This window comes from Rhodosalinus sp. K401, from assembly GCF_041365735.1.
Lineage (GTDB): Bacteria > Pseudomonadota > Alphaproteobacteria > Rhodobacterales > Rhodobacteraceae > Rhodosalinus.
Window position 1 is genome coordinate 1 of record NZ_JBGFSI010000021.1, and the last position, 17,566, is coordinate 17,566.

Here is a 17,566-nt window from a genome sequence, read left to right on the forward strand (position 1 = left end):
CGCGGACACGAAATCGCGCTGGGCGCAGCAGCTCTCCGCGATGGACCACGAGGAGGACGACCCCGGCACGGACTGGAACGCGCGCGCCCGCGCCGCCAAGCCCGACTGGATGAGCCCGCGCATGGCGTGGCGCGCGATCCAGGCGGCGCTGCCCCGCGAGGCGATCATCAGCTCCGACATCGGCAACAACTGCGCCATCGGCAACGCCTACCCGTCCTTCGAGGAGGGGCGCAAATACCTCGCCCCGGGCCTCTTCGGCCCCTGCGGCTACGGGCTGCCCTCCATCGTGGGCGCCAAGATCGGCTGCCCCGACGTGCCGGTGGTCGGCTTCGCCGGCGACGGCGCCTTCGGCATCGCGGTGACCGAGCTGACCGCGATCGGGCGCCCCGAATGGCCCGGCGTGACGCAGATCGTCTTCCGCAACTACCAGTGGGGCGCGGAAAAGCGGAACTCCACGCTCTGGTTCGAGGACAATTTCGTCGGCACCGAACTCGACGAGGGCGTCAGCTTTGCCGGCATCGCGCAGGCCTGCGGGCTGAAGGGCGTGGTGGCGCGCACCATGGAGGAGCTCACCGCCGCGCTGAACCAGGCGATCAGGGACCAGATGGAGCACGGCAAGACCACGCTCATCGAGGCGATGATCAACCAGGAACTCGGCGAACCGTTCCGCCGCGACGCAATGAAAAAACCCGTCGCCGTCGCAGGAATAAACCCCGAAGACATGCGCGCCCAGGCCTTTTGAACATCCTTGTTTGCCCTCGCCCCGGGCGGCGATCTGCCCTAGCGTGCCCCTGGCCCAGACAGCGAGACACGGATGACACACCGCCAGCCCCCTCTCGACCTCTCGCCACCCGTCTCGGACGAGGTCCGCAAGACAACCTGCTACATGTGCGCCTGCCGCTGCGGGATCGACGTGCACATGAAGGAGGGCCGCGTCGCCTATATCGAGGGCAACCGCGACCACCCGGTGAACCGCGGCGTTCTCTGCGCCAAGGGCTCCGCCGGGATCATGCAGCACAACGCGCCCTCGCGGCTGCGCGCGCCGCTGCGCCGGGTCGGTCCCCGGGGCTCGGGCGAGTTCGAGGAGATCACCTGGGAGGAGGCGCTGGAGACCGCCGCCGGCTGGATGAAGCCCCTGCGCGAGACCGCGCCGGAAAAACTCGCCTTCTTCACCGGGCGCGACCAGTCCCAGTCGCTCACCAGCTTCTGGGCGCAGCAGTTCGGCACGCCCAACTACGCCGCCCATGGCGGGTTCTGCTCCGTCAACATGGCGGCGGCGGGCATCTACACGATGGGCGGCGCGTTCTGGGAGTTCGGCCAGCCGGACTGGGCGCACACGAAGCTCTTCATGATCTTCGGCGTGGCCGAGGACCACGACTCGAACCCCATCAAGATGGGCATCGGCGAGATCAAGGCGCGGGGCGCCCGGGTGATCGGCGTGAACCCCATCCGCACCGGCTACAACGCGGTGGCGGACGACTGGGTGGGAATCACGCCCGGCACGGATGGCCTTTTCATCCTCGCTCTCGTGCACGAGCTTCTGCGGGCGGGCCGGATCGATCTCGATTACCTCGCGCGGTGGACCAACGCCCCCGTCCTCGTGAACGGGGACGCGGCCTCGCCCGAACACGGGCTTTTCCTGCGCGACGACGAGGGCCGCCCGCTGGTGATCGACCGGCGCACCGGCAAGCCCGCGGCCTTCGACGCGCCGGGCGTGCGCCCCGACCTCGCCGGCACCTGGCGGAAGGCGGGGGTCACGCACCGCACGGTCATGCATCTGATCGCCGAGCGCTACCTCGACCCGGCCCACGCGCCCGAGGCCGTGGCCGGGCGCTGCGGCGTGCCGGCCGAGCGCATCCGCGCGATCGCCGCGGAACTCGCCCGGGTGGCCTTCGAGGAATCCTTCGAGGTCGCGCAGGAATGGACCGACTTCCGCGGCGAGACCCACGAGACGGTCACCGCGCGGCCGGTGAGCTTTCACGCGATGCGCGGCATCTCGGCCCATTCCAACGGCTTCCAGACGGCCCGCGCGCTTCACCTGCTGCAGATCCTGCTCGGCACCGTGGAGCGGCCGGGCGGCTTCCGCTTCAAGCCGCCCTACCCGAAACCGCCCGAGGCGCATCCCCGACCCCATGCCCGCTGCGCGCCCGAGGCGCCGCTCGCCGGCCCGCATCTGGGCTTCCCGCTCGGGCCGGAGGACCTATGCCTCGACGAGGCGGGCGATCCCGCGAGGATCGACAAGGCCTTCACCTGGGAAAACCCGCTCTCGGCGCACGGCATGATGCACATGGTGATCTCGAACGCCCATGCGGGCGATCCCTACCGGATCGACACGCTTTTCCTCTACATGGCAAACATGGCGTGGAACTCGTCGATGAACACGCGCGGCGTCGTCGAGATGCTGACCGACACCGACGAGGCGGGCGACTACGTCATCCCGCGGATCATCTATTCCGACGCCTATGCGTCGGAAATGGTGGCCTACGCGGATCTCGTGCTGCCCGACACGACATACCTCGAGCGGCACGACTGCATCTCGCTTCTCGACCGCCCGATCTCGGAGGCCGACGCCGCGGCGGACGCGATTCGCTGGCCCGTGGTGACGCCCGACCGCGACGTGTGCGGCTTCCAGTCGGTGCTGCTCGATCTCGGCGCGCGCCTCGGCCTGCCGGGCTTCGTGACCGATGACGGCGCGCCGAAATACGCGGACTACGCCGACTACATCGTCAACCACGAGCGCCGCCCCGGCGTGGGCCCGCTTGCGGGCTGGCGCACGGGCAAGCACGGCCCCTCCCACGGGCGCGGCGCGCCCAACGCCGCGCAGCTCGAGAATTACATCGCCAATGGCGGGTTCTTCCTGGCCGAGGTGCCCGAGGGCGCGCGCTACATGAAACCCTGGAACCGGGCCTACCAGGACTGGGCCGTGTCCATGGGGTTCTACGACGCGCCGCAGCCCTACCTCTTCCAGCTCTACGCTGAGCCGCTGCGCCGCTTCCAGCTCGCCGCCGAGGGGCATGGCGAACGCCAGCCGCCCGAACACCTGCGCGAACGGATCAAGGCCACGCTCGATCCGCTGCCCGCCTGGTACCCGCCCTTCTCGGACGGGCACGCCGATCCGGAGGAATACCCCGTCCACGCGCTCACCCAGAGGCCCATGGCGATGTATCATTCCTGGGGCTCGCAGAACGCCTGGCTCCGGCAGATCCACGGGGTGAACCCGCTTTACATGCATCCCGACCTGATGCGGCGGCACGGGCTCGAAGAGGGCGACTGGGCGCGGCTCGCCTCGCCCCACGGCGAGATCACCGTGCCCGTGGCAGCGATGGCCGCGCTCAACCCCAACACTGTCTGGACCTGGAACGCCATCGGCAAGCGCAAGGGCGCCTGGGCGCTGGACCGCGAAGCGCCGGAAGCGACGCGGGGTTTCCTGCTCAACCACCTGATCCACGAGCTTCTGCCCGAGCGCGGCGACGGGCTGCGCTGGTCGAATTCGGACCCGGTGACCGGACAGGCGGCATGGTTCGACCTGCGCGTGAGGATCGAGAAGTCGAAACCGCCGGAAGAGGCGCTGCCGGTCTTCGACGCGCTCGCCTCGCCCGTTCCCGCGCCCCCCGCGGAACTGAAATGGAAGATCTGAGAATGGGCGCGGAGGTCCCGCAGGAGATGAGCCGGGCGAGCCTCGGCCCGCGCACGCGCGAAGGGAGGCACGCATGACCGAACTGCCCGCACGGACCGAGCGCAAGCTCGGCCTCGTGATCGACCTCGACACCTGCGTGGGCTGTCACGCCTGCGTCGTGGCCTGCAAGGGCTGGAACACGCAGGCCTACGGCGCGCCGCTCTCCGATCAGGATCCCTATGGCGCCGATCCGTCGGGCACTTTCCTGAACCGGGTGCATTCCTACGAGATCACGCCGGCGGACGGCGCGCCGCAGCTCGTGCATTTCCCGAAATCCTGCCTGCATTGCGAGGAGGCACCCTGCGTCACCGTCTGCCCCACCGGCGCCTCCTACAAGCGGTCCGAGGACGGGATCGTGCTGGTGAACGAGGACGCCTGCATCGGCTGCGGCCTCTGCGCCTGGGCTTGCCCCTACGGCGCGCGAGAGATGGACCAGGCCGAGGGCGTGATGAAGAAATGCACGCTCTGCGTGGACCGCATCTACAACGAAAACCTGGCTCCCGAGGACCGGGAGCCCGCTTGCGTGCGCACCTGCCCGGCAGGCGCGCGGCATTTCGGCGACCTGGGCGACCCCGAGAGCGACGTCTCGAAGCTGGTGGCCGAGCGCGGCGGGATCGATCTCATGCCCGAGCAGGGAACGAAGCCCGTGAACAAGTATCTGCCCCCGCGCCCGCGCGACCGGCTGGAGGCTGCGCCCCCCGCGGCCCTGGAACCGGTGGCCGACGCGCCCGGTGGGTTCCTTGGCTGGCTCGACCGGGCGCTCGACCGACTGCCCGGGGGCCAGGACTGATGCATCCCGCGCCTTCGCTCATCGCCTTCACCACGCTTTCGGGCGCCGGGTTCGGGCTGCTTTTCTTTCTCGGGCTCGGCATCCCCGGCGTGACCGGCTGGACCGCCTTCGCCTTCTTCGCGATCGCCTACGCGCTGGCGGGGGGCGGTCTGCTCTCGTCCACGCTGCACCTGGGCCACCCCGAGCGCGCGTCGCTCGCCTTCACGCAGTGGCGGACGAGCTGGCTCTCGCGCGAGGCCTGGGCGGCGGTCGCAACGCTTGTCGTGATGGGGATCTACGGCGCGGGGCTCGTCTTTTTCGAGGCCCGGATCGTCCCGCTCGGCTGGATCGGGGCGGCGGGCGCGCTGGGAACCGTCTTCACGACCTCCATGATCTACGCCCAGATGCGCACGGTGCCGCGCTGGCACACCGCGCTGACGCCGGCGCTTTTCCTCGCCTTCGCGCTGGTGGGCGGGGCGCTTCTGGCGGGCGAGGCCCGGCTGGCGAGCTTTCTGATGCTGGGCCTCGCGGGCTTGCAGATCGCGTGGTTGATCACCGGCGACCGCCGCTTCGGCGAAGGCGGGACGGACATGGGCACCGCCACCGGGCTCGGCGGCGCCGTGCGTGCGTTCGAGCCGCCGCATACCGGGCCCAACTACCTGTTGCGGGAGATGGTGTTCGTGGTGGGCCGCCGGCATGCCGGGCGGCTCCGGGTCATCGCGGTGCTGCTCATGGCGCTGCTGCCCGCCTCGGTGCTGCTGCTGCCACTGGGCCATGCGGGGGCCGGGGTCGCGGTGCTTTCGCACCTGGCCGGCGCCGCGGTGTCACGCTGGCTCTTCTTCGCCGAGGCCGAGCATGTCGTGGGGCTTTACTACGGCGCACGGTGAGGCGCGCGACCGTTCAGCCCGTCGAACCCTTCCACCAGTCCCGCAGGCGGTGACGGCGCTCCGCCACGCTGTCGCCGACATCCTCCAGCATCGGATCGATCCGGTTACGGCGGAAGCGGCGCCAGCGCACCCAGATCGCCCAGAAGACCGCCGCGGCGAAGACCAGGATCACGATGCTGACCCACGGGATCACCCGCTCGTCGGGCCCCGAGGCCGCACGGATGCCCACGGCGTTCGGATAGATCGACAGGATTTCCGACCGCCAGCCGTAATGGGTCACCACGAGCCAGCGCGGGTCGTCCTGGGTGGAGCGCAGATCGGCCGCGTCCGCCTGAAGATTGGCGGTGTCGAACTTGAAATAGGGCGGCCAGCCCCAGCCCGTGTCCTCGTTGCGGTAGATGATCGGGCGATCGTTGGGCCTGCGCGCCTGGATGAAGAACACGTCGCGCCCGGGCACGCCCTGCGCCTGGCCGGTGTTCGCGTTGGTCCAGAAGATCGAGTTCTCGCCGAAATCGACGCGCTTCTCGTAGGTGTCCGTGACGCGCACGATGTCGTGCTGCGGCAGCGTGTAATGGAAGAACGCCGCCACGAGGAGCCAGAACAGCGCGATCAGCCCCCATTTCACGTAGGTCATGGCATTCTCCCGTCAGTGATAGTTCACGAAGTAGATGATCGCCGCCACGAGGCAGATGGGCACCACGTAGACACCGAGCAAGAGCTTTCGCCGGACGGAGCCGTCATAACGCTCCAGGCCGCGGCGCACGAAAGCCTCGCGGTCGCCTTTCCGGCCCTTCTCGGCCCATCTTTCCTCCAGCTTCTCGCGGCGCACCGCGCGGGACCAGAGCGAGAGGCTGACATAGATCACCGTCAGCGCGACGAATCCGAAAATGATGAGTCGTGCAAGCGCCGCCATGGCTCTCTCCCCCGTGTCGAGTTGCCGCCAAGCGAGCGGCCCCCGTCCCGAAGGAGATACGCGCCGCGGGCACGCGGGGCAACGCCCCGCGGCCGCGCGCGCTCAGGCGATCACGTTGTGGTCAGGGCCGTAGGGAAAGCCCGTGATGTTCTCGGCGCCGTCCTCGGTGACGACGAGGATGTCGTGCTCGCGGTAGCCGCCGGCGCCCGGCCGGCCCTCGGGGATCGTCAGCATCGGCTCCATCGAGACGACCATGCCCGGCTCGAGCACCGTCTCCACATCCTCGCGCAGTTCGAGCCCCGCCTCGCGGCCGTAGTAATGCGACAGGATCCCGAAGGAATGGCCGTAGCCGAAGCTGCGGTATTGCAGGAGGTCGCGCTCGGCGAAGAAGGCGTTGATCCGGGCGGTGATCTCGTCGCAGCGCGCGCCGGGACGGATGAGCGACAGGCCGAGCTCGTGGGCGGCCACGTTGGCCTCCCAGATCGCGCGGGTCGCGGCGTCCGGCGCGCCGAGCGTCAGCGTCCGCTCGAGCGCGGTGTAATAGCCCGAGATCATCGGGAAGGTGTTGAGCGACAGGAGGTCCCCCGCCGCCAGCCGCCGCGCCGTCACCGGGTTGTGGGCCCCGTCGGTGTTGAGCCCCGACTGGAACCAGACCCAGCTGTCGCGATACTCGCCCTCGGGGAAGGCGTCGGCGATGGCGCGCTCCATCGCGTCGCGGCCGGCCATGGCCACGTCGATCTCGCGGGCGCCCTCGGCGATCGCCTCGCGGATCGCCCAGCCGCCCAGGTCGGCGATGCGCGCCCCCTCGCGGATGAGCGCGATCTCGGCGGGCGATTTCACCATGCGCTGGCGCATGGCGGGGCGCGCCACGTCGCGCAGCTCGCGCGGGGCGAGGAAGGCGCGCAGCTTTTCCGCCTCGGCGAGCGTCAGGTGGTCCTCCTCCATGCCTACGGCGCGGCCTTCGCCCGCGACATGGCGCACGGCGCGCCAGAAATTGTCGCGCGCCCAGTCGGTGTAGGTGAGGTTGTCGCCGTGGCAGCGCCGCCAGGGCTGCCCGCCGTCGATGCCGGCGCTGATCGTGACCGAGGTCTCGGGCGTGACGACCAGCCCGTAGGGCCGGCCGAAGGCGCAGTAGAGGAAGCCAGAGTAGTAGGCGATGTTGTGCATCGAGGTCAGCACCGCCGCGTCGAGCCCCGCCTCGGCGAGGATCCGGCGCAGCCCGGCGAGGCGGGCCTCGTACTCCTCGGCGCCGAAGGGCAGTGGCGCCTTGGCGCCGTTGTGGAATGTCAGGAACTGGGAACGTTCGGTCATAGCGACCCTCCCTCCGAAGAAAGAAAGGTCCCGGCGTGCAGGACGGCCAGGGGGCGCATCCGCCGCCGCGGACGTGACGACGCCATCGCCCCGCCCCGGCGCTCTCTTGCCATCCCCCGCGCGCCCCGGCAAGCGCCTGCGCGCGTTCAGGCGAGAAGTTCGCGCACGAGGTCGCTCCCGGGCGCGGCCAGCGCGTCGATCACGTCGAAATGGTGCCGTCCCGGATCGGCGTGCCAGGCGACGCCCCACGCCTCGGCCAGCCAGCGCGCCTGGTCGAGAAAGGCCGGGAGTTCCGCGCCGCCGACCCAGGCCGTCACCGGCACCGGCGGCGGCGGCTGGTTCACCGGGCTTTCCGCCGCCGCCTCCGCCGCGTCGATCCCGAGGATGTCGTTCATCGAGGTTTCCATCAGCGGCGCGAGATCGGCGAGCGCCGAGATCGGCACCACCCGCGCAAGCCGCGCGGCCACCGGGGCGGGCAGCATCCCCGGCGCGCACATCCGCGCCACGAGGTGCCCGCCCGCCGAATGGCCGGTGAGCCGCACCGGCCCCGCCACGCGGGCTGCCGCCGCGGTCACGGCGGCGGCGATCTGCCGGGTGATGTCGGCGATCCGCACCTCGGGGCAGAGGTCGTAGGACGGCATCGCCACCGCCCAGCCCCGGGCAAGCGGGCCGGCGGCGAGATGCGACCAGAAATGCCGGTTCATCGACTTCCAGTAGCCGCCATGGACGAAGACCACGAGGCCCGCCGCATCTCCCTCGGGGTGGAAGAGGTCGAAGCGCTGCCGCTCGGACGGACCGTAGCTGCGCCCCAGTTCGGCCCGGTCGCCGAGGTCCGCGCGAAACGTCCCTGCCGCCGCCTCCCAGCGCGCCGGGAAGTCGGCAGAGCCCGGCACGTGGTCGGAGTTGGAATAGGCCGCGTCCATCTGCATCGCCCGGGCCTCCCTCGTCGCGGAACTGGACATTCCTAGACGGAATTGCTTTCCCTGTGCCATCCCCAACCTTGCGCGGAGGACGCCATGCTGGACCAGCCCACCAACCTGCCCGGACTTCTGAAGGACCCCTCGCTTCTGGTCACGCAGGCTTTCGTCGGCGGCGCCTGGGTCGACGGAGAGGGCGGCGCGACCTTCAGCGTGACCAACCCCGCCCGCGGAGACGTCATCGCCGAGGTGGCCGATGCAAGCCGCGCCCAGGCGGCCGAAGCCATCGAAGCGGCCCATGCCGCGCAGAAGGACTGGGCCGCGATGACCGGCAAGGAGCGCGCGGCCATCCTGCGCCGCTGGTTCGACCTGATGATGGAGAACCAGGACGACCTGGCCACGATCCTCACCGCCGAGCAGGGCAAGCCGCTCGCCGAGGCGAAGGGCGAGATCGCCTACGGCGCCGGTTTCATCGAGTTCTTCGGCGAGGAGGCCAAGCGCGTCTACGGCGAGACGATCCCCGGCCACCAGCGCGACAAGCGCATCACCGTGCTCAAGCAGCCCATCGGCGTCGCGGCCTCGATCACGCCCTGGAACTTCCCGACCGCCATGATCGCGCGCAAGGCCGGCCCGGCGCTTGCAGCGGGCTGCAGCTTCGTGGCGCGGCCCGCCTCCGAGACGCCGCTTTCGGCGCTGGCGATGGCGCTGCTGGCCGAGCGCGCGGGCGTGCCCGCGGGGGTTCTCTCCGTCGTTCCCTCCGAGGCGGCCTCCGAGATCGGCAAGGAGTTCTGCGAGAACCCGGTCGTGCGCAAGCTGACCTTCACCGGCTCGACCGAGGTGGGGCGCATCCTGCTGCGGCAGGCGGCGGACCAGGTGATGAAGTGCTCCATGGAGCTTGGCGGCAACGCGCCCTTCATCGTGTTCGACGACGCGGACCTCGACCAGGCGGTGGAGGGCGCGATCCTGTGCAAGTTCCGCAACGCCGGGCAGACCTGCGTCTGCGCCAACCGGATCTACGTGCAGGCGGGCGTCTACGACGCCTTCGCCGAGAAGCTCGCGACGCGCGTGGGCGAGATGAAGGTCGGCGACGGGCTGGAGGAGGGCACCGATCTCGGCCCGCTGATCTCGACCGAGGCGATCGAGAAGGTGCAGAACCACATCGCCGACGCCGAATCGAAGGGCGCGCAGGTGATCCTTGGCGGGCGGACCGACCAGATGCCCGGCACGTTCCTGCAGCCCACGATCGTAACCGGCGCCACCCAGGAGATGGCGGTGGCCCGCGAGGAGACCTTCGGCCCCCTCGCGCCGCTCTTCCGCTTCAAGACCGAGGAAGAGGTGATCGCCATGGCCAACGACACGATCTTCGGCCTCGCCGCCTATTTCTACGCCCGTGACATCGGCCGCGTGACCCGCGTCCAGGAGGGGCTGGAATACGGCATCGTCGGCGTGAACACGGGCATCATCTCGACCGAGGTCGCGCCGTTCGGCGGCGTGAAGCAGTCGGGCCTCGGGCGCGAGGGCAGCCATCACGGGATCGAGGAGTTCCTCGAGATGAAGTACGTCTGCACGAGCGTCTGAACACCGCCGCCGTGGCGCGGGGGCGGTGCGGGACCGGCGGATCGCGGGCGCGGGCATCCCATGAGGTTCCCGGAAGGCCCGCCGCCGGCGTCTCCGAGCGCGCCGGCGCGAGACGAGGGCGCGCACCCGAGGCGCGCCGCCCGACAGGAACCGGAGGGGCAGGATGGAGGGCGCAGGTCTGATCGAACGGGCGCACCGCAAGGGCGACGCGGCCTCGCGCGCCGTCTACTCGCCCTGCGAGCGTTATCGCTACAGCCTGACGCGGGTCTGGGATCCGGCCTCGGGCCGCGCGCATTTCATCATGCTGAACCCCTCCACCGCGACGGAGCTGCAGAACGACCCGACAGTGGAACGCTGCGAACGGCGCACGCGGGCGCTGGGCTTCGGCGCCTTCACCGTCACCAACATCTTCGCCTGGCGAGAGACCGACCCGGCGGCCATGCGCCGGGTGCCCGACCCCGTGGGCCCCGGCAACGACGCCGCGATCGTCGCGGCCTGCGCGGGCGCGGACATCATCGTCGCCGCGTGGGGCACGCACGGCGCGCATCTCGGGCGCGGGGCGGCCGTGGCGGCGCTTCTGCGCGAGGCGGGCGTGACGGTGCATCATCTGGGCTTGACCAAGGGCGGGTTCCCGCGACATCCGCTCTACGTCGCCTACGCGACACGCCCGCGCCCCTGGGATCTCGACGTGCAGGAGACGGAACATGGCTGACGAGCCCCTGGCCCCCCTCGACCGCGGCACGGCGAAGCGCCTAGCCGAGGCGCTGGAAGAGATCGTGGCGCACCGCATCGTCCGCATCCACGACTCCGTCTGGCGGGTGCTGCTGTTCCAGTTCATGCGCGGCCTGGCCTTCGGCTTCGGAACGGTGATCGGCGCCTCGATCCTCGTCTCCTTCGTGGTCGTGGCGCTGTCCCAGGTGGAATTCGTGCCGATCATCGGCGACTGGGCCACCCAGGTCATCGAGGAGATCGAGGAGGGCGCCGCGTCGCGGGACACCGTGCCGCCGCGCTGAGCCGGCCGGTGGCCGGCCGATTTCTCCTTTTCATCCGGGCGGATTCGCCCTATACGCCCGCATCCGCCCGCGCGGGCGGACCGTCTCCATGGGCCTTGCTGGACGACATCCCGGCTCGCGCCATGAACGCAACCTCTCGGAAAGGAGATCACGATGTCGATCACTGTCGAGAAGAAGGCGCAGGTCATGAAGGACTTCGCCACCAAGGAGGGCGACACCGGGTCGCCCGAGGTCCAGGTGGCCATCCTGACCACGCGCATCGAGGCGCTCACCGAGCACTTCAAGACGCACAAGAAGGACAACCACTCCCGCCGCGGCCTGCTCAAGCTGGTGGCCCAGCGGCGCAAGCTTCTGGACTACCTCAGGGCCAAGGAAGAGTCGCGCTATCAGGACCTGATCAAGCGCCTCGGCATCCGCCGCTGAGAGAGTTTCCGGGAGGCGCGGGCGAAAGTCCGCGCCTCTCTCGCTTTCCGCGGGGCCCCTGCCCCCCGGAGCCGGCGAAACATCCGCTCGACCGCGCCACCAGCCCCTGCGGCGCGGAAGGTTGAAGGACGGGGCCGGACGGCAATGGGGCCGTCCGACGCGAAACGGCCAAGGGGGATGGGCCCCGGCGGCCAGGATAGGATACCTGATGTTCGACGTAACGACGAAATCGATGCAGTGGGGGGAAGAGACCCTCACCCTGGAGACGGGCAAGGTGGCCCGTCAGGCCGACGGGACCGTCATCGCCACGCTGGGCGAGACCTCGGTCATGGCCAATGTGACATTCGCCAAAGCCCGCAAGCCGGGAATGGATTTCCTGCCGCTGACGGTTCACTACCAGGAAAAGTATTACGCGGCGGGCAAGGTGCCCGGCGGGTTCTTCAAGCGCGAGGCGCGTCCCACCGAGAAGGAGACGCTGACCGCGCGGCTGATCGACCGGCCGATCCGGCCGCTCTTCGTGCCCGGCTTCAAGAACGAGGTGCTCGTGATGTGCACCGTTCTCAGCCACGACCTCGTGAACGATCCCGACATCGTGGCGATGATCGCGGCCTCCGCCGCGCTGACCCTCTCGGGCGTGCCCTTCATGGGACCGATCGCGGGCTGCCGCGTGGGCTATGCGGACGGCGAGTATGTCCTGAATCCCGATGTCGAGGACATGCACAACCTGCGCCTCAACCCCGAGCAGCGGCTCGACCTCGTGGTCGCCGGCACCCGTGACGCGGTGATGATGGTCGAGTCGGAGGCGTACGAGCTGTCCGAGGACGAGATGCTGGGCGCGGTGACCTTCGCGCATGAGCAGATCAAGCCGGTGGTCGACCTGATCGTCGATCTGGCCGAAGCCGCGGCCAAGGACCCCTTCGACTTCCAGCCGCCGGATTACACGGACATCGCGGCCCGGGTGCGGGAGCTCGGCGAGGAGAAGATGCGCGCGGCCTTCGCGATCACCGACAAGCAGGAGCGCAGCAACGCCATCGAGGCCGCCCGCGAGGAGGTGAAGGCGCAGCTCACCGAGGAAGAGCTCGCGCACGAGAACCTTGGCGACGCCTTCAAGAAGCTCGAGTCCTCCATCCTGCGCGGCACCATCATCGAGGGCGGCGCGCGGATCGACGGGCGGGACCATGAAACGGTTCGCCCGATCGTGAGCGAGGTGGGCCTTCTGCCCCGCACCCACGGCTCTGCGCTGTTCACCCGCGGCGAGACGCAGGCGCTTGTCGTGACCACGCTGGGCACCGGCGACGACGAACAGTTCGTCGACGCGCTGCACGGCACCTTCAAGCAAAGCTTCCTGCTGCACTACAACTTCCCGCCCTATTCCGTGGGCGAGGCCGGCCGCGTCGGCCCCCCCGGACGGCGCGAGATCGGCCACGGCAAGCTCGCCTGGCGCGCGCTCCAGGCGGTTCTGCCGCCGCCGACGGATTTCCCCTACACGATCCGCATCGTGTCGGAGATCACCGAGTCGAACGGCTCCTCCTCCATGGCCTCGGTCTGCGGCGGCTCGCTGTCGATGATGGATGCGGGCGTGCCGCTGAAGGCGCCGGTCGCGGGTGTGGCCATGGGCCTCATCCTCGAGGAGGACGGCCGCTTCGCCGTGCTCACCGACATTCTCGGCGACGAGGATCACCTCGGCGACATGGACTTCAAGGTGGCCGGCACCGAGAAGGGCATCACCTCGCTGCAGATGGACATCAAGGTCGCGGGCATCACGTCCGAGATCATGCGCCAGGCCCTCGCGCAGGCGAAGGACGGGCGGATGCACATCCTGTCCGAGATGAACAAGGCACTCTCGTCCGCGGGCGAGTTCTCGGTCCACGCGCCGCGCATCGAGACCATGCAGATCCCGACGGACAAGATCCGCGAAGTGATCGGCTCCGGCGGCAAGGTGATCCGCGAGATCGTCGAGGAGTCGGGCGCCAAGGTGGACATCAACGACGAGGGCATCATCAAGATCGCCTCGCCGAACGCCGAGGCCATCCAGAAGGCCTATGACATGATCCACGCCATCGTGGCCGAGCCCGAGGAGGGCAAGATCTACAAGGGCAAGGTGGTGAAGCTGGTCGATTTCGGCGCCTTCGTGAACTTCTTCGGCAAGCGCGACGGCCTGGTGCATGTCAGCCAGATCGCGCCCAAGCGGCTCAACCACCCCTCCGACGTTCTTCAGGAAGGCCAGGAGGTCTGGGTGAAGCTTCTGGGCTTCGACGATCGCGGCAAGGTCCGGCTGTCGATGAAGGTCGTCGACCAGGAGACCGGCGAGGAGATCTCCAAGGAGGCGGAGTCGGCGCAGGGCTGACGCGCGTCGCAGCTTTCACGGAACCGGACGGGCGCCCCCAGGGGCGCCCGTTTCCTTTGCGCCCGGTGCGCCCTCGCGTGTCGCGCGCTCAGATGATCTCGTCCTCGTCGAAGAGCGGCGGCGCGTCGATCTCCGCTTCCATCGCCTCGAGCGCGGCTTCGGCATGGGTGGCGCGGTGGGTCGCCGCGATGTGGAAAAGCGCGTCGCCCTCGTTCACCACCGGCATGTTGGTGCGTCCGACGACGATGCCCGTTTCCTCGGCGGTCACCTCGGCGTCCATCTCGCCGAAGGGATCCGAGATGGTGGCGAGCAGCATGCCTTCCTCCACCAGATCGCCGGTGCCGCGATAGGCGCGCATGAGCCCGCCCACCGGGGCGCGGTACCAGGTCGAACTGCGGCAGAGCACCGGCCTGCCCTTCGGCTTCGGCACCCCCTTCGATCCGATCATGCCGATGTGGCGCATGACGCGCAGGATCCCGGCAACGCCCGCCCGCGCGGCGTATTCGTCGAAGCGAAGCCCCTCTCCCGCCTCGTAAAGCAGCACGTCCACGCCGGCGCCCTCGGCGGCCATGCGCAGGCTGCCATCGCGCAGCTTCGACTCCATCATCACCGGCGCGCCGAAGGCCCGGCCCAGTTCGACGAGGCGGTCGTTGCCCGGGTTGAGCCGGATCTGCGGCAGGTTCGTGCGCCGGATCGCCGCCGAGTGCAGGTCGATCCCGAGATCGGACCGCGCCACGATCTCTTCCATGAAGAGGTTGGCCAGGCGCGAGGCGAGCGATCCGCTGGCGTGGCCGGGAAAGCAACGGTTCAGATCGCGCCGGTCCGGCAGGTAGCGGGAATGGTTGAGAAACCCGAAGGTGTTGACGATGGGCACCGCCATCAGCGTGCCGGACAGCGCGTCGAGGGGCTTTGCGCGCAGAAGCCGGCGCACCACCTCCACCCCGATCACCTCGTCGCCGTGGATCGCCGCCGAGACGAACAGCGTCGGCCCGGGGCGCCTGCCATGCACGACATGGGCCGACATCGTGACCGGCGTATGATCCGAGAGGATCGAGACCGGCAGGTCCACCGTGCGCCGGGTGCCCGGCGCGATGGTCTGGCCGCCCAGTTCGAAGCTCTCGCGTTTCGGTGACATTGCCGCCTCCGCCATCCCGTGTCGTCCGGGGCGGGGATAGGGGCCGGTGCGGGACAAGTCCAGCCGTCTTGGCGGCGCGGCCCGCCGTCCCCGCGCGGCCACGAAAAAGGGCCCCGCCCGGCGGCGGGGCCCTTCGGATCTTGCGGGCGGCGGTCTGCGGCTCAGGCCGGGCGCTTGGTCAGGCGCAGGTAGGGCAGCTTGAAATCCACGTCGCCGAACTTCTCCTTCGCCTCCTCGTCCGAGACGGTCAGCGCCACGATCACGTCCTGCCCGGGCACCCAGTTCGCGCCGGTCGCGATCGGGGTCTGGTAGGTGGCCTGGAGCGCATCGAGCGCGCGCAGCACCTCGGCGAAGTTGCGGCCCACCGACATCGGGTAGGTCATGATGAGCTGCACCTTCTTGTCGGGCGAGATGATGTAGACCGAGCGCACGCTGGCCGAGTCCGCGGCGGTGCGGCCGTCGGGCAGGTAGGCGTCGGCCGGCAGCATGTCGAACTGCTTCGACACCGCCAGGTCCACGTCCGCGATGATCGGAAAACCGGCCGTGGTCTCGGCATAGGTCTCGATGTCGGACTTCCACTTCACGTGGTCCTCCGTATCGTCCACCGACAGGCCGATCACCTTGGTGTTGCGCTTGACCCATTCATCGGCCAGCTGCGCCACGGCACCGAACTCGGTGGTGCAGACCGGGGTGAAATCCTTCGGGTGAGAAAAGAGGATCGCCCAGCTGTCGCCGATCCAGTCATGGAAGGTGATGGATCCCTGATCCGTCTCGGCGGTAAAATTCGGCACGGTATCGTTGATGCGAAGTCCCATGATGTCTCCTTTTCTGTTCGAATCGCGCGGATTACATTCCACGTTTGAGATATGTCATCCTTAGCCTATTCGCACGCCCCTTGCACGGGAAGGGGGGCGGTGACAGAGTGCCGCACAAGCCCGACCGCACGGTCGAATGTGCACCGAGGAGGACCGACGACAATGATCGAGAAGCACCAGTTCTACATCGACGGCAAGTGGGTCGATCCCCGCGAGGGCCGCACCCATCACGTCATCGACCCCTCGACCGAAGAGCCTTGCGCCGCGATCTCGCTGGGCGGTCAGGCCGACACCGACGCCGCCGTGGCCGCCGCGCGTGCGGCCTTCCCCGGCTGGATGGCGACGCCGCCCTCCGAGCGCATCGCGCTTCTCGAGAAGCTCCTCGAGATCTACAAGCGCCGCTGGGACGAGATGGCGCAGGCGATCAGCCTGGAGATGGGCGCGCCGATCGACATGGCGCAGAGCGCGCAGGCCGGCGCGGGCTACGGTCACCTCAAGAACTTCGTGCGCGAGGGCAAGGCGTTCGCGTTCGAGCGCCCGCTGGGCGAGCACGCGCCCAACGACCGCATCATCTATGAGCCGATCGGCGTCGCGGCCATGATCACGCCGTGGAACTGGCCGATGAACCAGATCACGCTGAAATTCGGCGCCGCGGTCGTGGCGGGCTGCACCATGGTCCTGAAACCCTCGGAGGAAAGCCCGCTCAACGCGCTTCTCTTCGCCGAGATGGTCGACGAGGCGGGCTTCCCGCCGGGCGTGTTCAACCTCGTGAACGGCGACGGGGCCGGCGTGGGCTCTCAGCTTTCCGCTCACGCGGATGTGGACATCATCAGCTTCACGGGCTCCACCCGCGCGGGCATCGCGATCTCGAAGAACGCGGCGGACACTCTGAAGAAGGTCCATCTGGAACTCGGCGGCAAGGGCGCCAACCTCATCTTCCCCGACGCCGACGAGAAGGCGGTCAAGCGCGGCGTGCTGCACATGATGAACAACTCCGGCCAGTCCTGCAACGCGCCCTCGCGGATGATCGTGGAACGCTCGGTCTACGACCGCACCGTGGAGGCCGCCGCCGAGATCGCCGAAAAAGTGGCGGTCGGGCCTGCCTCGGAAGAGGGCAAGCATATCGGCCCCGTGGTCAACGAGACCCAGTTCGACAAGATCCAGGATCTCATCCAGACCGGCATCGACGAGGGCGCGCGCCTCGTGGCCGGCGGCGTGGGCCGTCCCGAAGGCATGAACCGGGGCTTCTACGTCCGGCCCACGGTCTTCGCCGACGTGACCCACGAGATGACGATCGGCCGCGAGGAGANGGCGGCGTGGGCCGTCCCGAAGGCATGAACCGGGGCTTCTACGTCCGGCCCACGGTCTTCGCCGACGTGACCCACGAGATGACGATCGGCCGCGAGGAGATCTTCGGCCCCGTGCTCTCGATCATGGCCTTCGAGGACGAGGCCGACGCGGTGCGGCTGGCCAACGATACCGAGTACGGTCTCACGAACTACGTCCAGACGGGCGACCCGGCGCGGGCCAACCGCCTCGCCCGACAACTCCGCTCCGGCATGGTCGAGATGAACGGCCAGTCCCGTGCCGCGGGCTCGCCCTTCGGCGGCATGAAGCGGTCGGGCAACGGCCGTGAGGGCGGCGTCTGGGGCATCGAGGACTTCATGGAGGTCAAGGCGGTCTCCGGCTGGACCCCCGACGCGGACTGATCCGCGCATCGGCGCACAGAACCGGCGCGGTGGCGCCGGTTCCCTTCCCCGCCCGCGCCCCTACCTCTCAAGT

At 69.3% G+C, this 17,566-nt stretch carries 15 protein-coding genes and 1 pseudogene; 10 read left to right on the forward strand and 6 right to left on the reverse strand.

All coding sequences use genetic code 11. The annotated features are described in order from the left end of the window. The 4 genes from AB6A66_RS16180 to AB6A66_RS16195 form a co-directional block, all read left to right on the forward strand. The coding region (locus AB6A66_RS16180; RefSeq protein WP_371056691.1) for a thiamine pyrophosphate-dependent enzyme at window positions 1–742 on the forward strand (742 nt) is incomplete at its 5' end. Window positions 743–814: 72 nt separating this feature from the next. Continuing rightward, the gene (locus tag AB6A66_RS16185; RefSeq protein ID WP_371056692.1) at window positions 815–3,637 is read left to right on the forward strand and encodes a molybdopterin oxidoreductase family protein; all 2,823 of its coding nucleotides are present in this window, start codon (window positions 815–817) and stop codon (window positions 3,635–3,637) included. 73 nt (window positions 3,638–3,710) lie between these two features. Further along, window positions 3,711–4,466 carry a 4Fe-4S dicluster domain-containing protein gene (locus AB6A66_RS16190; protein ID WP_371056693.1) on the forward strand — a complete coding sequence of 252 codons (756 nt, stop codon included), beginning with the start codon at window positions 3,711–3,713 and terminating at the stop codon, window positions 4,464–4,466. After that, window positions 4,466–5,332 carry a dimethyl sulfoxide reductase anchor subunit family protein gene (locus AB6A66_RS16195; protein WP_371056694.1) on the forward strand — a complete coding sequence of 289 codons (867 nt, stop codon included), beginning with the start codon at window positions 4,466–4,468 and terminating at the stop codon, window positions 5,330–5,332. The genes AB6A66_RS16190 and AB6A66_RS16195 overlap by 1 nt, the downstream gene beginning before the upstream one ends. 13 nt (window positions 5,333–5,345) lie before the next feature. On the opposite strand, the gene AB6A66_RS16200 is transcribed toward AB6A66_RS16195, so the two are convergent. The 4 genes from AB6A66_RS16200 to AB6A66_RS16215 form a co-directional block, all read right to left on the reverse strand. Beyond that, window positions 5,346–5,966: a DUF1523 family protein gene (locus tag AB6A66_RS16200; RefSeq protein WP_371038289.1), complete on the reverse strand. Its 621-nt coding sequence runs from the start codon at window positions 5,964–5,966 to the stop codon at window positions 5,346–5,348. A 12-nt stretch (window positions 5,967–5,978) separates the two neighbouring features. Next, window positions 5,979–6,245 carry a hypothetical protein gene (locus tag AB6A66_RS16205; RefSeq protein ID WP_371038288.1) on the reverse strand — a complete coding sequence of 89 codons (267 nt, stop codon included), beginning with the start codon at window positions 6,243–6,245 and terminating at the stop codon, window positions 5,979–5,981. Between the two features lie 102 nt (window positions 6,246–6,347). Continuing rightward, complete coding sequence (locus AB6A66_RS16210) at window positions 6,348–7,556, reverse strand: aminopeptidase P family protein (RefSeq protein ID WP_371056695.1); 1,209 nt, start codon at window positions 7,554–7,556, stop codon at window positions 6,348–6,350. A gap of 146 nt (window positions 7,557–7,702) precedes the next feature. Beyond that, on the reverse strand, window positions 7,703–8,485 hold the full coding sequence (locus AB6A66_RS16215; protein WP_371056696.1) for an alpha/beta hydrolase: 783 nt from the start codon (window positions 8,483–8,485) through the stop codon (window positions 7,703–7,705). 87 nt (window positions 8,486–8,572) lie between these two features. Between AB6A66_RS16215 and AB6A66_RS16220 the strand changes: the two genes are divergently transcribed. The 5 genes from AB6A66_RS16220 to pnp all read left to right on the forward strand — a co-directional run bounded on the left by AB6A66_RS16220 (window position 8,573) and on the right by pnp (window position 13,834). Beyond that, the gene (locus AB6A66_RS16220) at window positions 8,573–10,051 is read left to right on the forward strand and encodes an NAD-dependent succinate-semialdehyde dehydrogenase (RefSeq protein WP_371056697.1); all 1,479 of its coding nucleotides are present in this window, start codon (window positions 8,573–8,575) and stop codon (window positions 10,049–10,051) included. Between the two features lie 178 nt (window positions 10,052–10,229). Next, window positions 10,230–10,763 carry a DUF1643 domain-containing protein gene (locus tag AB6A66_RS16225; RefSeq protein WP_371056708.1) on the forward strand — a complete coding sequence of 178 codons (534 nt, stop codon included), beginning with the start codon at window positions 10,230–10,232 and terminating at the stop codon, window positions 10,761–10,763. Then, entirely contained in the window at window positions 10,756–11,064 is a 309-nt protein-coding gene (locus AB6A66_RS16230) for a DUF5665 domain-containing protein (RefSeq protein WP_371038284.1), read from the forward strand. The genes AB6A66_RS16225 and AB6A66_RS16230 overlap by 8 nt, the downstream gene beginning before the upstream one ends. 153 nt (window positions 11,065–11,217) lie before the next feature. After that, window positions 11,218–11,487: a 30S ribosomal protein S15 gene (rpsO, locus tag AB6A66_RS16235; protein WP_371038283.1), complete on the forward strand. Its 270-nt coding sequence runs from the start codon at window positions 11,218–11,220 to the stop codon at window positions 11,485–11,487. 208 nt (window positions 11,488–11,695) lie between these two features. Further along, entirely contained in the window at window positions 11,696–13,834 is a 2,139-nt protein-coding gene (pnp, locus tag AB6A66_RS16240) for a polyribonucleotide nucleotidyltransferase (protein ID WP_371056698.1), read from the forward strand. An 88-nt stretch (window positions 13,835–13,922) separates the two neighbouring features. Here pnp and AB6A66_RS16245 read toward each other — a convergent pair whose 3' ends face one another. Both AB6A66_RS16245 and AB6A66_RS16250 read right to left on the reverse strand, forming a co-directional pair. Beyond that, window positions 13,923–14,969, reverse strand: a complete 1,047-nt coding sequence (locus AB6A66_RS16245; RefSeq protein ID WP_371056699.1) for a succinylglutamate desuccinylase/aspartoacylase family protein — start codon at window positions 14,967–14,969, stop codon at window positions 13,923–13,925. Window positions 14,970–15,130: 161 nt separating this feature from the next. Continuing rightward, window positions 15,131–15,784: a peroxiredoxin gene (locus AB6A66_RS16250; protein ID WP_371056700.1), complete on the reverse strand. Its 654-nt coding sequence runs from the start codon at window positions 15,782–15,784 to the stop codon at window positions 15,131–15,133. 162 nt (window positions 15,785–15,946) lie between these two features. On the opposite strand from AB6A66_RS16250, the pseudogene AB6A66_RS16255 reads away from it, so the two are divergent. Continuing rightward, window positions 15,947–17,493 (forward strand): annotated as a pseudogene (locus AB6A66_RS16255) (aldehyde dehydrogenase family protein). The last annotated feature ends 73 nt before the right edge of the window (window positions 17,494–17,566 follow it).